Origin of the sequence: Lentisphaera araneosa HTCC2155, from assembly GCF_000170755.1 — a bacterium.
GTDB classification, from domain to species: domain Bacteria; phylum Verrucomicrobiota; class Lentisphaeria; order Lentisphaerales; family Lentisphaeraceae; genus Lentisphaera; species Lentisphaera araneosa.
On sequence record NZ_ABCK01000004.1, the window covers coordinates 139,043 to 154,794 of the forward strand.

Below are 15,752 nucleotides of genomic sequence, written 5' to 3' on the forward strand. Positions count from 1 at the left end.
AGGCCTACATAATCTTTAGAGAGAAGGTATTATTAATTCGTTAACAACTTTGCTCTTTTTATTGCGAAGTTGAAAGGTGACAGATTTTGTCTCCCAGTTGAACTCACACCAGCCAAAATGATGTTCTTTCATAGCTTTACCAACGCGGAATTTATTTGGGGAGGTTTTATACCAAGTCTCTGTGAGTCCGCTGGCGGTTATATCGTACAATCCTTCTTTGATTTTGGATATTTCTCCCCAGTGAACATCACCGGAAATGAAGGTGATGTTTTTTACTTTTGTTTTCTCAATAAGGTCAAGCATTTTCTGTTTTTCATGTGGAAAGTTCGTCCATGATTCATAGCCGTTAAATTGATGCCCAAATTGAATACTAGTACAAATAATACGTCGTGTGGCCGGTAGGTTTAACTGATTTTCTAGCCAAGACCACTGAGTCTTGCCAAGAATGCTTTTTTTTGGATCGGTATGGGGGGAAACCTTTCCATTTTTGGTATTCAGAAGATCACGAAAGGTGCGTGTATCCAGTAAGAGAATCTGTAGGCTATTATTTCCATTTTTATAGTAATAAGAAGTATGTATACCTTCACGCTGGCGACGTTTTGAGTCGCTAGGTTCTTCCCAGAAGTCTAAAAATATTTTTTTCGATTGTTCTTTATAGGGGTACTCTTTGCCGGAATCATTGGCACCATAATCATGGTCATCCCAAGTAGCAATCAACTTAGTCGTTTTTTTAAGGTGTATAAACTCCTTTTTTTTTGCCAGTTGTGCATATTTGGCTTTCATGTGTTGCAGATCCTTACCATCTACATAAGGCCTCTCTGGGGTTCCTCTATATTGCTTTTTATTTAGGTAATCAGCATAAATATTATCTCCCAAATAAATAAATAAATCCGGGTTCATATCTGCAATCGTTTTGAGGATTGGCTGAGGTTTAAACTCCTTGGCACAGGAACCGAAACCAATGCTTTGCGGTAGTTTCTCGACTTCGTAGTAATGATCTACATTAGTAGAGATACTCTGAGTACTAGCGAAGGTGCTTACACAGGGGATTCCAAGTATAAGTATAAAAGTTATTAAATGCTTCATTATTTTTTTCCTTTATTATTGTAATATATTTCGTTAAAATATAGCTTTTCTTCTTTTTCCAAGGAGCGGGCTTAGTTGTGATCAGTCAGGTACATAAAAACGCTATCAATATGAGGTACTTGAAATTGTTTACAGCCATGGATACTAAGGTCATTATAGCCTAGGTCATCGGCAAGAATGAAGAGAATATTTGGTTTTTTCTCAGAGGCTTGAATTGATGTTATACCAAATTTGAAAACTAAGGTGAGTAATGTTGTGAATAGCTTCATGGTGAGTCTCATGTTTGATGGGAATATTTGAAAGGATTTGTTTACAGACTCATTACTTCACCCTCTGACCTAGTATGACAAGTATTAGATAATTAGTACTAATCTATAGATCTAAAATATTACATGTGATTGAATTGTCCTCCTTCCATGATTGCAAAATAAGGTATGTTTAATTGATTAATACTTATCGTTTTCTCTATTTTTACGTCGTTTTATTTAGTTAGCTAACATGGTTTTATGAGGCGGTTGTTTTTTTCTGAAGGCTCGTGTTTTTCTGAAGTTTCATTGTTTTAAATGTAGAGGGGCTATGGTGCATATAAAGGTAAAACCTATTTTTTCATTTGTTGTGAACATTTGTTTTGGAGGCAATTATCTTGAAAATCCCCATGCTCGTGCATAAAGAACGATCTTAAAACCCTTTATCCTCTGCGCCTTAGCGACTCTGCGTGGCTTGCCAGCCATCGACAGGCATATTTAATTTTGAATTTTGAATTATAAATTTTGAATGGTTTTAAAACATCTCGGTATTCTCGGTGCACTCCGTGGTGAAATGTTTCTTAAAACATAAGTACTAATCAAAAACTTCGTGTCTTGGCGTCTTCGCGAGAGAAATCTAAGAATAACTCCCATGTGCTAGTCCAAATAAAACATAATTTCACGCCAAGACGCTAAGTCGCCAAGAAGGACAATTGTAAACTATTAGCGAAGGAAAAAGCTAAAAGCATGTTTTAACTCTGCGCCCCATCCTTGTGAGGCTTGCCAGCCATCGACGGGCGGAATATGAAGAAAGTCATTAATGCAGGTGAGCCGCCTGCGCTCCCAGCAAAAGCCATTAATTCGGAAGTTTAGGGACGCTGTCCCCATCCCAGCGAGGCTTGCCAGCCATCGACAGGCATATTTAATTTTGAATTTTGAATTATAAATTTTGAATGGTTTTAAAACATCTCGGTATTCTCGGTGCACTCCGTGGTGAAATGTTTCTTAAAACATAAGTACTAATCAAAAACTTCGTGTCTTGGCGTCTTCGCGAGAGAAATCTAAGAATAACTCCCATGTGCTAGTCCAAATAAAACATAATTTCACGCCAAGACGCTAAGTCGCCAAGAAGGACAATTGTAAACTATTAGCGAAGGAAAAAGCTAAAAGCATGTTTTAACTCTGCGCCCCATCCTTGTGAGGCTTGCCAGCCATCGACGGGCGGAATATGAAGAAAGTCATTAATGCAGGCAATATGCCTGCGCTCCCAGCAAAAAAACAAGCTCTTTACTGCAGTGCGCCTGCGAACGATCTGCAAACTGCTAACTTTTCTAAAAGAATTAATTACGCGACTTTTTGATGGCTTCGTAGGCTTCGTTAATTTTGACAATTTCATTGTTGGCCAATTCCATAAATTCTTCAGACAAACCACGACTCGCGAGGGTGTCGGGGTGAAACTCTCGACATTTCTTGCGATAGATCTTTTTGATTTCAGCATCACTCATTTCTGGGGTACAGTCCAGGACTTTGTAGTGATTCGCTAATTCACTTGCCGAACTTCTTTTGGATGAACCGCCTTTAAATCTTGCTTGCATTGCTTCAAAGATATTGCGCTGAACTTTGAGGTAGGGAGAGATTTTCCTTAGCAGTGCTTCTTCCTCTGGGTGGATATGACCATCCGCCATCGCCACAGTGAAGAGAACTTCGTAAAGCATGAAATGCATATCGGAATGAGGAAAGACCTGAGCAAACTGTTTTAGGTAGTCTTCGATGGGAGTATTATCATCCTTTGAAGCACGCACAATAGAGATGGCGTATTCTCTTTGTTTGAGGCCTAACTTAAGCTGATTCGCCATGAAGTGTTCGATGAAGTTGATTTCATCTTGAGTGATTTTTCCATCAGCTTTCGCCATCTTACCTACTAAAGTAAAAACACTCACAAAAAAGATCATTTCTTGTTCTTCTCTAGAAGTGATTCTGCGTGGCTGATCCTGTGAATCAGCATCAAATAAACTGTGGCCGAGGGCGGCACCCGCAATAGCACCTAAGGGCCCACCCATCATGAAACCGAGTGTTCCACCCGTGATTTTGCCAAACCAAGACATGTATTTCTCCGAAAATTATTTTTGAAGCATACTACATGCCTTCATAAGCAAGTCGAATTCTTCAAGTTTCTTTTCCTAGATTAATCACCTTCAAAAATTGGGTAAAAAGCTGTGACTTAGGGGTTTTAAAGCAGTAAATTCAATCTTTTGCTCTAGTTGAAGTTTTTGTGATATTAAGCTGACGGCTTCTGACTTTAACAATATAAGTTAAAGGCGTGCTCGAAATAGTGCCGGACTCACAGCCGTGAGTCCTCTGGACTTATAAAATCATTCATGCACCTCACTGTGGACACTACTTTCTATCGGTGCAAAGCACCTATGAAAAATCACTTAGAGAACAAAGCTTAGCGGTAGCTATCCCACATGGTGTTGGCGGGGTTAGTATTTTCCCAAGGATTTTTTAAACCTAAGAATGTTTGCATGAAACCCAATCCTCGTGCAGAGCCATCTACCATCATGTAATTCGCCATACCCCAGCCGTGCGTCCAAAATTCCTCATCATTACCATCAGGATTTTTGAGGTGACTAGGTTTGCGAATAGCGCGATTAGTATAACCAAGTTGATTGCTTCCAGAAGAGTAATCCATTAGCAGTAGTGTATCGCTCGTTTGATTTATCTCCGAAATACGTCGTGAATTAGTACCTACGATGCCCCTTGCAGATCCACTATTGGCACCACCTTTTTGATTCATGGAGTAAGAACGTGTATGACGCCCATTACTTCTGACTCTTGCATCTAAAGGACATTCATAAAGAGGATGGCTCTTGATATTATTATTTGTCATTTTTTGTAAAGTTAATGCCCTACCATCATAACCACCTCCAAGTCGATCATCCCATGTCACTCCAGTGGAGGAGGGGGCAGTAAAATCATTATCACTTGAAATAAGGTCATTTGTCCGTGAGGTGTATTTGTCCCCTTACGTACAGATATTTAGTTTTTCTGAGAGTTCAAGTCATTGACGATGGTTTCGTATTGTGAGTCCACCTTTGCGTCCGTATTGATGATTTGCTCTAAAACAAACCCTCGGTCTTTGTACTCCAAGATGATAGCTTCATATTCTTTGATTAACCGGGGTGTATTTCCAATAACTTTGGCGATCTCATTGATATTCATGCCCTTCTTATAACAGATAAGAACCTGTTTAAATTTGCTGATATAACGCTGGATAGCCTGGAATGAATGATAAGTCTCACGACTTACTTGTTGAACGCTGAGTTTCTTTATGAAAAGTTTTTCAATTATAATTTTTTTGTGCGTGAGAGTTGGCCCCATATCATGTATTGAACCTCTTCGAGGTAAGACCTCATTGTGTTCCAGTTCCCATTCTTTAATATACTTACCCACAGTTGGTGGAGAGATCTTTAAAAGAATGGCTAATTCAACCGAGGTCATACAGCCACCTTGCTTATAACTTTGTTTGAGCATCCTTGCAACAGCTTCCTTTTTTATGTCTCTGAGCTTCTTACCGTCTTTGCGCTCTTGAATATCTTCTGCTCGTACTAAATCTAGGATAACACTCACTAAAGGTGTTTGATTGATCTTTTTTCCGTATGATTTAGTCGCATTTTTGTCAGTGGTCACCCATGGCGTCTGACCCTGTTTTAAATGAGAAGTTTCGGGATAGAATTTATTGACCATAGAGATAATAGTTGAGCTCAAAACTTGCCGAGTCCTCATTCCTCCCAGTTGCGGACACTCCTCTGAGAAAAAAGCTGTTAAAGCTCCAGCAAAAGTTTTATATTGTTGTGGTCCGTAAGTTGCTTCATTCGCTGAAATATGCGTCTTCATGCTCTGCTCCATACGGGATTTGATAGATTCGACAGTAGTGAGTCTTTTTTTTCGCCAACTTCCTTATAGTATTCATCTCCTGTAAGCAGGATTTCATCCAGACGATGTTTGAACATATCTTTATTCTTAAACTCGTCGTAAATCTTAAGGAATGTCTTCACGCCGCGTTGTGAGATTCCTGCAACTACCGCGATTTCATGGTCAGTGAAGCTCTTCCCTACCCGTAAGTAAACCGCAACTTTAAACTTTTGAAGGTAACTCTCAACGGCGCCCATCGAATGTTTTGTAGCACTCGCAACTTCAACTTCTTCTTTGCCTTCCACCCAATGACGAATGACCAATTCACGGTGTGTAACTCCAGGACCAATATCTTTTTGTTGGCCACGCGTCGGAATGACAATACCTTCCTCTTGTAAGTGTTTGATATCACGTCGGATCGTTTTTGTATCGCACATCAACAGCTTGGCCAAATCCTCCTGGCTTAATAGACCTCCTTGATCGCGAGCCTCTTCGCTCAAACGTATTAACCTACGCTGACGGCGAACAACTTGCCGTTGTTTATTTTTTCTATTGGGCAACTCTTCTTCGTCAAAATCACTGAATACACTTAGAGTGACGCTTATCATTTCACAGTCTTTGAGTGCCTTACCTGCACCTTCCTTGGTCGAGACGCAGTTGTACTTGAGTTGACCTTCTTTAAGTTCCTTTTGGCTATAGGAAAAATAGACCTCATCTATCATGCGAACCAGTTCTTTGGCTTCCCAGGGACTTAGGCCCGCTCCATGAACCGCCAAGTGACTCATTTGCTGGTTCATTGTTTTTAAAGATAAGCGACGACTTTGATTTTCTTGAGAGTTCGCTATTTGTATACTCATGGTGTAGTGCTCCTTATTTTTTGCTTTTTGGTAGAACAATTTATAAGGGGACACTACACTTTTTTAGTATCTAGCGATACTTACCGGACAAATGACTGAATCGTAATACATGACGACTGCAGTCGCGAGTTGCTTTTGATTGTTTAAACAAACACTAATAAGGCTTTTCTTTCTGGCTTTACTTAATACAGGCATGAGGAAGCTCGCCAAAATGCCAATAATCGCCACAACGACGAGCACCTCGATTAATGTGAACTTCTGTTTCCGTTTTATAGACATAGTGAACCCTAGTTTTGATTGTCTTTAAAATCAATACATAGTTCATTTAATACTTTTAACAAAAAACCACAAAAAATTGTATTATTTATAAATATTTTTAATATTATTATATATGATTAATTGTGTATTTCAGGCTTCAGTCCTTACTGTCGTTTTTCTTCTTGTTTTTACCTTTAGCTTTTTTATCCTTGTTACCATCGCTACTTTTACCTTGTTTTGTGAGGTGCTTTAAACCTGGGATGGGCGGATATTTATCCATTGTAGTCGCACAATCTTTTGCGGCATCCGCAGCCCAAACTTCCCAGTCTTTGTAGAGTTGTTGAAAGACTTCAGGATTTTCTTTGGCAATATTATTTTCTTCGAGTGGGTCATTAATCATATCGTAAAGTTCCCATTCACCTTCGGTTCCCTGACCAGGTTTTCCGCCTTTGACAATTTTGTAGCGATGAGTCATCCATGCATCCCAGCCATTGGAGTGAAAACCTATGGGGGTCTGACGTTTACTAACTTCGCCTTTAAAGTACGGAAGTAGGTTTTCTCCATCTATAGGTTTATTGGGATTAGGAGAGATTCCTACTGCAGCCAGTGCAGTGGGAACAAAGTCAGTGGTCACTATCGGGTAGTCATGATCGATGCCTTGTTTAATCATTGCGGGCCATTCGACTAAACCACAGACGCGAACGCCACCTTCCCAGAGGTAACGCTTCCAGCCTTTGTAGGCACCAGTAGAACCAATGGGGGTGTAATTAAATTTTCCATCTTGGGCTTCGCCATATTTTATATTGTCTTTCTTTTTGAGGTTAGGGCCATTATCACTGGAGTACCACAGCATGGTATTGTCGGCAATATTGAGTTCGCGTAAAAGTTTGCGCAAACGTCCCATTTGACCATCAATGGCAGAGATATTACTAAAGTAATTTGCGGACTTTGCATCTAAATCGGAATAGAATTTTTTGTGATATTCAGGAATGGTGACCAAGGGAGTATGAACGGCATGGAAACAGAGGTAGATGTAAAAGGGCTTGTCATCTTTGGCCATGTCGCGGATGAAAGTTTCAGCACGATCCATGACAATACGGCTATCATCTCCCTTTAAACTGGGGTCATTCAGCGCTTTTTCCATAGGGATCATCACACCATTATCATAGTAGAGCATCTTATTGGCCTTCAGTAATTCATCACCACTTTTGCCTTTGCTCGCTTTTTGGTAGGGATCATAAGTTGCAATGACATTGCGCGTAGAAAAAGTAACATCAAAACCAGCTTCCCAGGGGGGCATATAATGATGTTTGGCAATCTCTTTATCGAACTCACCAATATGCCATTTACCGAAATGAGCCGAAGTATAACCAAGTGGTTTGAGGTATTGACCCAAAGTAATTTCTTCTTTTGGTAAAGAAGCCTCGCCGTAAGCAGTAGGGGAACTGATATTCACACGCCAGTTATTGCGGCCAGTAACTACCGTAGCTCGAGTCGGACTACAAACAGATGCCGCAGCGTAAAAGCGATCGCAGCGTAGGCCATCAGCTGCCATAGCATCGAGTTCGGGAGTTTTGAGGATCGGGTGACCATTATAGCCAACATCGCCCCAGCCTTGGTCATCAGTGATACAATAAATAAAATTGGGGAGCTTTTTTTTGTCAGCAATAGAGATGAATCCCAAGAGAGAAAATGTGATAAGAAGTAATGTGCGCATTTTGTACCTTATATAATTTTACTACATATACAGAATCATTTCTGGAGTTTGGATCTTTGCTTTAAGCGTTTTTTTAATTGAGCAGAATGAAGGTCCTCAGGAGAAACTGTATTATTCTTGATGTCTTCGTGTTTAAAGACCTGTGACTGGGCATCTTTTTTGAAGTTGAGACCAATAAAATTGAGGGAATTGGGGCCAAAATCATCTTTGGGGTAATCAATTTTCTTTTGCGTTTTGATATTCCAAAAAGTCCCCCGGGCCCCACAATGCTTGCCCAAACCTTTGCCACCTCCGCAACGCCATAAATCACTACCAATTCCTGCGTCGAGATTAGAGAAGAGGTTGTCGTAGGGAGCTTGGCGATGATGATCGAGACTAAGGTTGACTCCCTTGCCATTTTTAAAAACATTACTAGAGTTCCCGTAATTGAGTCCTAAGTCGTGAATAAAATGAGTTTGAAAGTCAAAGTCAGTGAAGAGGCAATCGCTACCCGCCGAGAGGCCGTGATGACCTGTGTAGCCCCTGTTATTATTTTTTATTTGAAGGCGATCCGATTTAAACACTAAGTGAGTCGCCGTACAAAATTGACCGTTCATAAAAAGCCCGCTATCACAATTTTGGAAGTGAACATTGCGAAGCCAGCAATGGGCGACGGCATTAAAAGCAATGCCATTTTTGCCACGTTCAGAAAAGTGGCCTTGATAAGCCGTATTGGCAAAGGAGATACTGAGGTTTTCGATGCCACTCTCTGTGACCGAAGGATTAAAAGTTTTGATAAAGGGCTTCCATTTCAATTTAATATCAAAAGGAAGAGGGCGTTCAATACTAATTTGATTTCCCTCAATGGCAGTGATTTTTGTGGTGAGTTTAGTTTTGACCGTTCTTTTAAGATTAGAGATGTCGCCGGTATCATTTGAATAGAGTTCTTGAATTAAGGATCGATCCTCATCTTCTGTTAATTCAATGGTGATGTATTGACCCAGTTGTAAATTTGCGGACTTCGCAACTTTAATCTGCTGGCTGCCGCGACTTTGTTCACCGGTGATTTTTGAGATGAATTTTTCCCTAAAAGAGCCCTTGAACCATATATAAAACCCCCTGACCAAGAATAGTTTGAAGTTGTCTTTCCTGAAGTAGTTTGACCCATATTGGGGCGAACATCTTCCAAGTCCTTTGTGAACTCTAGGATTGTTTTTTCTGGTCCTGCTCCACGTAAGACAATATTAGATTTTTTAATCCAAAGAATATCACTAAGTAGATAATGCCCCTCAGGAATAAAGATGGCACCACCTTGAGAAGCGGCAATAGCTTTTTTGAAGGCTGCTGTGACATCTTGACCTGAATTTGGTACGACGCCAAAATCTGTGATTTTTGAGGTTGTGGGAATGTCGGGGATAGGTGTTTCTCCCGAACGATAACCAGCAAAGGAGAAGTCGGGAAGCTGACTACTTGCTGACCAGAGTTCGCCTTCTTTACCCCAGAGCTTGGAGTACTGCACCTCGGAATGACCTTTGTGAAAATGAAACAAAAGAAGAAAGAGTATTATTTTATAAGGCATAGAGCTCATATCCTAAAAATTATTTTCCCAAAAGATACAGTTTAAATTCTCTTATTTAGACCTTTTAAAGGTGTTGTGTCTAAAATTAGCGAGATATTTTGTCTCTTATAATGAAATGTGAGTATAAGATGATCTCTTTGAACTGTATAGATTCATAAATTAATAGGATTTTTAATATGAATAAATTATTGTTTATGGCATGTGTTTTAAGCCAGTTTGTTTACGCCGAACTCAAGTTTGAAAGGAGCGAAATTTTTTCTGGTGAAGTTGTTCATTCAGCACAAGTGTGGGATTATGATGGCAATGGTCATGGAGATATAATTTTCACTGCGAATAGACAATTAAATCTTGCCATGGGTCCGGAATATAAAGTTAAAGCTGTTTTAGATATGCCAAGTGATTTTAAAAAACAGGCTATTCACTCGCGTCTGATGGATGTGGATGGTGATGGAGACATGGATTTTGTGGGTACGGGCTTGGGTATTTACTGGGTAGAATGCCCCGATACACCTACTGATCAATGGACTTTTCATCAAATAACTTTGGATTTTTCCGCATGTCATTGCGTTTTGATTGCGGATGCCGATGAGGATGGCAAGCTAGATATTATTGTCAATAATTTTCGTCCAGAACAGACAAAAGCTCCTAAAGGACCAACAAAGAATCTTTTTCATTCATCTATAGTTTGCTATCCGATTCCGGCTAAGCCAAGAGACCCCAAAGCTTGGAAAGCTTATCCGCTTGCGGATAAAGATGCTCCTGGGGGAAGCCATTATATGTCGATGGCGGATATTGATGGGGATGGCAAAAAAGAAATGTTTGTCGGTGCCAAAGGAGAACCCTTTGAAAACGGCAATTACTTTGCTATTTGGAAAGCAGGGAATAATCGCCTTAAACCTTGGGAAAAGGTCAAAGTATTTAATGAGCAAATAGGCGCCACCCACATGTATGGGGCAGACATCAATGGAGATGGAAAAAATGACTTAATTGCCTCTCGTGGTCATGGCAAAGGCTTAGTGTGGTTTAAGGCACCCGAATTTAAAGCCATAGAAATTGATCAGGAATTAGATAGACCTCATACAATGGATATTGCCGATGTAGATGCTGATGGTGATATTGACCTCGTCGCCTGTGGCAATGACTCACGAAGGCTCGAGTGGTACGAAAATGATGGTAAAGGAAATTATACTCGCCATATCATCAGCAAAGATCAAACAGCTTACGATGTGAGGATTCGCGATATTAATGGCGATGGCAAGCTCGACTTTCTTCTGGGAGGTTGGAAAGAGAAAAACGTGAGGATTTATTTTCAGAAATAGTGTTTGGATAAGGGTAGGGAAAGCTCCTTGCGGAGCCTCCCCTCCTTCCGAACCGTACGTGCGGATCTCCCGCATACGGCTCTCCGGTCAATGCTTACTCCGAAGAGACTGAGATTCCAATAGCCAAGCCTCTTCCAGTGAAAAGAACCCTAGCTCTGCAAAGTATTTCTTGGTATATTTCCTGTTATCTATAAAGCGATGTGAACCTTTCTTACGATTGTACTTAGCGATAATACTTCGTAACCTTCGACGAAAGAAAGCATCAACTTCGAGCATAGCCCAACGATTTGAGTGTTTGAAGTACTCATACCAACCTTTGAGACTAGGCCTGAGACCTTTAATGATTTCTTCTACCGATTGCCAGTTACAACGCCTCGTATGCTTTCGCACAGTGTCTTTCATTTTAGCCATACTCTGTTTTCTTGGCCACCTATTTATCCTGCCCGTTCTTTTCGAGCGCTCAAAGTGATAACCTAGAAATTCAAAGTACTCATCCTGCTGATTCATGTCGGCAATTCGGGTTTTATCGGGATGGAGGTTCAGACCATGAGCCTTCATCCAACGCTTGATTTTGCGCAAGCCCCTCTTAGCCGATTTCGCATTATTACACATCACCAGAAAGTCATCCGCATACCTTACGATTTCAAAGCCAGCCGCTGTCATCCTGTGGTCGAATTCATTGAGGTAAATATTGGCAAGTAGTGGGCTAATTACGCCTCCTTGCGGAGTCCCTTTCTCGGGATCCCACTCCTTGATCCCATCAAATATTCCTGCTTTGAGGAAAGCTTCTATAAGATCTAGGGTCTTGCCATCGCTTATTTTTTCTTTGACTCGTTCCATGAGTTTGTCGTGCGGTATCATATCAAAGTAACTTTGAATATCCGCATCAATGACGTAGAGCTGTCCCTGCGTAAGTAGATGATGAACACGCCGAAGCGCATCTTTACATCCACGTTGCGGACGAAAACCAAAACTTTGTGTAGAAAAATCCACATCATATATCGGTTCAATAACATTCTTGAGCGCAGTCTGAACAACTCTATCGCGCACGGTCGGTATTCCCAAAGCACGCGTTTTACCATCTGCTTTTGGGATCTCTACCCTGCGAACGCATTGTGGTAGGTAAGTCCCTGCCTGCAGTTGCTTCATCAATTGCTTTGTATTGTGCTCTAGCTCTGATTCGTAACGATCCAAGCTCACCATATCCACCCCGTGACTCCCGCCGTTTGCACGAACAGATTCCCAAGCTTCTATAAGGTTTACTTCTCGCGCTACTTTATCTATTAAGCTATACCATTTCTTACCTTCAACTCTTGTTTCAAGAGTTCCCAGCATCTGATCTGTCCAGACTGAAGTCGAGGCCCACGCACGAATTTCTTCGGTGCGCCCTAAGTGCTCCCATGTATGTTTAGTCATCTCTGACAATTGTTTCACTCCTTCATTCTTTTCTTCTCAGTTTCATCTTCCTACTCTCCTTCGCTCTAACAGCTTTCACCGCCTTCTTCGCTACTATGAGAGCTCTGACTTCTGCATGCCTTATTGCACTGCACATGCAGATCTCCCTAATTAACGTCACACAACCTTCACCGCATTCCGTCTCCAACCACTCTATAGACTTCCTCTACTGCTTTGCTACTCGCTGACATTCAGCATAGAGGATCTTCAGAATTACTCCTTATTATTATTATTTTCATTCCGTTCCAAGCTTCGCCACGCGATCGCAGGCTCGCCAGTACTATAAAGCCGAATCGAGTTCGTCATCCTACGGACTGCTGCTTCGCCTTGCCTTGCTCTCCACCCCGCCTCACGACAACGCAGTTAGGTTCGACTACAACATAATCAGCCTTTGTTGATGAGGACTTTCACCTCACTGATTGTGTGCGCTCTCAGGCGACCGATCGCCAAGCTCCAGCTTGGCATTTGCGGAAAAGAAAATTAACTCACTGCAAGACCGTTCGTAAGCTTATTTCTGGGTCCAAATTCTATGTATCAATTGGTATACTTGGGGGTCGTGTTGCTTGAGTTGCGCACGCGTGAAGGGGTAGAAATCGTTTTTGCCAAAGTAGGCTTCTGTTAGTTCTGAAAAGTATTCTTTTTCATTATTCATGGCATAGGCCTTTTTCTTGCCACCAAGGATGTATTCAACGGAATCGTAGCTTCCTTGTTTTTTTGCATTGTTATAGGCTTGGAGGATTTCTTTATGATTAAAGCCTAGGACTTGATGATGATAAGCATGGGCGAGCTCGTGCAAGATAAGCATGGGCTGAGTCTTTACCCAATCGACGTAGTTCTGGGCATTTTGTATTTCTATAGCCTTAGCCATTTTCGGATTGCGATTGTTATTTTTTAGCCATTGTTCGGAGGGGTGATAAGCGGCTCCAGGCTCTGAATTGTAAGTAATCCAAATGGCTACTTTTTTGAGCTTTCTGAGGTGCTTTTTACTAAGTAAAGTCTCAAGTTTAGTTAAGTCCTTCTCGAGCTGAATGAGGGCTTGCTTGATGACTTTGTTTTTTGAAGTGTCATTTATGTCTTGGTAATAAATTGGCCAGTCTTTAAGATCTTTTTTAAGGTAGTCCGCAGCTCCAGCCCCAGCACTAGAAATCATAATGATGCCTATCACTATGATTTTCATTGTTTTCATAAAAGTAATCAAGTTAAAGCTTTTTTGGATAAGCCGCGAAGGATTGGCCAGAGCTAGATTCTTTGAGTTCGATTAGCGAGAGCTGAAACATATTGGCCCCATTGACTTTGGTGAATCGAAAACGGAACTGCATGAATTCATCAGAACTTTGATTGAGTTGATATGATTGACTCATGCGTCTTTTTTCAAATTTTGCTTGATTAGATCGACGGTCAATTTCGGTCCAGTTTTTACCATCATTTGAAGCCTCGAGAATCCAGTCGCGCGGATCGCGGTCGGGAACGTCTCCTGCTGAGGCTAATAGGTAGGAACTTATGCTCACCGGCTGATTATATTTCGCTTGCCATACGACTTCTTTATCTTCGTGAAAAAAACACCATTTACTAGCTGTGTTGCCATCGACGCATTGCTCAATCATTTGACCTTTTTGTCCAATAGTTCCACTCACAGTAAATTCTGCGTTTTTCTTTTTGGTGCTGAGCTGGCTAATAGTTCCGTTGAATCCTGCAGTTATGATGTTCCCATTTTTAATGTCGACGGACATCAAATAATCATCTTGAAGTTGTGCGGTGAAGTTTTCTGCGGCTTGATCTGGATTAAATTTTCCATCTTGTGGAATGACAAAGGATTTGATGGAACCATCGTCTGCAACGGCCCAAAGTAGTTCACCTTCTTGATTGATTTTGAAGATATTTTTTTTCTTAAAATCATGTTTTAGGAAAATAGCCGAGCCTTCTTTCGCAAAACGTTCTTCCATATCACCTGCCGTCCCATCTTCATCGCGAATGAGAACCGGATTCCATCCATGAATATGTCGACCACCGCCAGCGGACCAAGCAAGTAGGCTATTTTCTTGAGCTACAACAGAGTAGACTTTGAAGTGACCATTAACTTTGCCGTAGACTTTTGAATGCCCTTTATAAGTGGTAAAAAGCAGTCCAGTTTTGAGATTAAAGACTTTGACCATTTTATCGAAAGAGGAAGTCAGTAAGAAGGGTTGCGCATCAACTTGAACTCCCCAAGTTTTATCCAGTTGTTTGAGGTAAGCAATTACTTTTTGATGCTGCTTTAGCTCCTTACCAGTAAAATGAGTTTCTTTAACTTCACGTGTCTTGCCTATGCCCGTTTCACGGATGTCAGTTAACTTGATGTTTTTATCGGCACTAAATTCGAGTTGCCAGTTAGCTTCACGAATGATCGTACGATCGGCAAACTTCCATATTTGACGATTATGTTCACCTCCTTTTTTCTCGAATTCCGTATAGACCAAGAAATCGGGTAGGCCTTGATTTTTGGCTTGTTCTTCGAAAAAGCTGTAATCAGTCACGGCGAGGCCTGTGACCCAGTGGGCATGTTGTTTATTGCGCCAAAGCAATTTTTGACTTTTTAAATCAAAGACGCGAATATTGCTATCAGCACCACCTGTAATGAGTTTACTTCCATCTGGTGAGACTTTAAGGTCGAGAACCACATCTTCGCACATGGCAATATTTTGCCTAGATTTGTTTTTGAGATTCACACGTGAGATCTCGCCATATTCTCCTGGAGCCCCACCAGCCACGTAAATCGACTGGCCATCATTGGAGAAAACAATGGCATTGATTGTTTGCGGAAGTCCATCAATACGATCAATAAGCTTACCCTTGAGGTCCCAAACAAGCACTTCGTTATAGGCTGCCGAATAAATCTTTTTGCCATCAGGGGAAAAGACTGAAGTAAATACGGGCAGGGCCGTGGGGTAGTTTTTTGGAGGCTTAGGATGGACTGGAGGAGGCAGTAGGGTAATGAGCTTATCTTCTGTGGACTCGCCATCAAATTTTGCGCCTTCCGCAATCCATTGCTTAAAGAGTTTGATCTGTTCTTTGCTAAGAGGGTCATCATCCTGTGGCATGCGATCATCCTCATCATCGCTAATCAAGAGTTCGTAGAGGTAACTATCTTCTGGATCTTTGGGCACGACTGCTTCAATACCGCTTTTACCTGCTTTCATGAACTTAGTAAAGGTGTCGACGCCATAGCCACCTTTCTTCTTTTGATCACCGTGACAGGATTCACATTTTTGTTTGAGTATGGGCGCAATATGTTTTTTGAAACTCACTTCAGCGTTGAGACTGAGAGCGAGTAGAGTGCTAAGAATAATCTTTTTCATTCGGGTC

General features: G+C 41.2%; 13 protein-coding genes. 1 reads left to right on the forward strand and 12 read right to left on the reverse strand.

Translation table 11 applies throughout. The annotated features are described in order from the left end of the window. Window positions 1-15: 15 nt before the first annotated feature. From LNTAR_RS05030 to LNTAR_RS05075, 9 genes are all read right to left on the reverse strand, one after another. On the reverse strand, window positions 16-1,086 hold the full coding sequence (locus LNTAR_RS05030; protein ID WP_007277556.1) for an alkaline phosphatase D family protein: 1,071 nt from the start codon (window positions 1,084-1,086) through the stop codon (window positions 16-18). Between the two features lie 71 nt (window positions 1,087-1,157). Then, entirely contained in the window at window positions 1,158-1,355 is a 198-nt protein-coding gene (locus LNTAR_RS05035) for a hypothetical protein (RefSeq protein WP_007277557.1), read from the reverse strand. A gap of 1,316 nt (window positions 1,356-2,671) precedes the next feature. Continuing rightward, window positions 2,672-3,436, reverse strand: coding sequence for a co-chaperone DjlA (djlA, locus tag LNTAR_RS05040; RefSeq protein ID WP_007277558.1), 765 nt, complete (start codon window positions 3,434-3,436; stop codon window positions 2,672-2,674). Window positions 3,437-3,780: 344 nt separating this feature from the next. Next, complete coding sequence (locus tag LNTAR_RS05045) at window positions 3,781-4,221, reverse strand: hypothetical protein (RefSeq protein ID WP_157473253.1); 441 nt, start codon at window positions 4,219-4,221, stop codon at window positions 3,781-3,783. A 149-nt stretch (window positions 4,222-4,370) separates the two neighbouring features. Then, on the reverse strand, window positions 4,371-5,228 hold the full coding sequence (locus LNTAR_RS05050; protein ID WP_007277560.1) for a DUF1670 domain-containing protein: 858 nt from the start codon (window positions 5,226-5,228) through the stop codon (window positions 4,371-4,373). Beyond that, a complete protein-coding gene (locus tag LNTAR_RS05055; protein WP_007277561.1) occupies window positions 5,225-6,103 on the reverse strand; it encodes a DUF1670 domain-containing protein in 879 nt (292 codons plus the stop codon). Before LNTAR_RS05055 ends, LNTAR_RS05050 begins: the two co-directional genes overlap by 4 nt. 63 nt (window positions 6,104-6,166) lie before the next feature. After that, window positions 6,167-6,382, reverse strand: coding sequence for a type II secretion system protein (locus tag LNTAR_RS05060; RefSeq protein ID WP_007277562.1), 216 nt, complete (start codon window positions 6,380-6,382; stop codon window positions 6,167-6,169). A gap of 136 nt (window positions 6,383-6,518) precedes the next feature. Then, window positions 6,519-8,078, reverse strand: a complete 1,560-nt coding sequence (locus LNTAR_RS05065) for a sulfatase family protein (RefSeq protein ID WP_007277563.1) — start codon at window positions 8,076-8,078, stop codon at window positions 6,519-6,521. A gap of 955 nt (window positions 8,079-9,033) precedes the next feature. Further along, the gene (locus LNTAR_RS05075; protein ID WP_007277565.1) at window positions 9,034-9,636 is read right to left on the reverse strand and encodes a glycosyl hydrolase family 28-related protein; all 603 of its coding nucleotides are present in this window, start codon (window positions 9,634-9,636) and stop codon (window positions 9,034-9,036) included. A gap of 176 nt (window positions 9,637-9,812) precedes the next feature. Between LNTAR_RS05075 and LNTAR_RS05080 the strand changes: the two genes are divergently transcribed. Then, complete coding sequence (locus LNTAR_RS05080) at window positions 9,813-10,955, forward strand: FG-GAP repeat domain-containing protein (RefSeq protein ID WP_007277566.1); 1,143 nt, start codon at window positions 9,813-9,815, stop codon at window positions 10,953-10,955. Window positions 10,956-11,042: 87 nt separating this feature from the next. Here LNTAR_RS05080 and ltrA read toward each other — a convergent pair whose 3' ends face one another. The 3 genes from ltrA to LNTAR_RS05095 all read right to left on the reverse strand — a co-directional run bounded on the left by ltrA (window position 11,043) and on the right by LNTAR_RS05095 (window position 15,745). Further along, on the reverse strand, window positions 11,043-12,371 hold the full coding sequence (ltrA, locus tag LNTAR_RS05085) for a group II intron reverse transcriptase/maturase (RefSeq protein WP_007277567.1): 1,329 nt from the start codon (window positions 12,369-12,371) through the stop codon (window positions 11,043-11,045). 547 nt (window positions 12,372-12,918) lie between these two features. Continuing rightward, window positions 12,919-13,596, reverse strand: coding sequence for a M90 metallopeptidase family protein (locus LNTAR_RS05090; RefSeq protein ID WP_007277568.1), 678 nt, complete (start codon window positions 13,594-13,596; stop codon window positions 12,919-12,921). A 13-nt stretch (window positions 13,597-13,609) separates the two neighbouring features. Continuing rightward, the gene (locus LNTAR_RS05095; protein ID WP_007277569.1) at window positions 13,610-15,745 is read right to left on the reverse strand and encodes a c-type cytochrome domain-containing protein; all 2,136 of its coding nucleotides are present in this window, start codon (window positions 15,743-15,745) and stop codon (window positions 13,610-13,612) included. Between the last annotated feature and the right edge of the window lie 7 nt (window positions 15,746-15,752).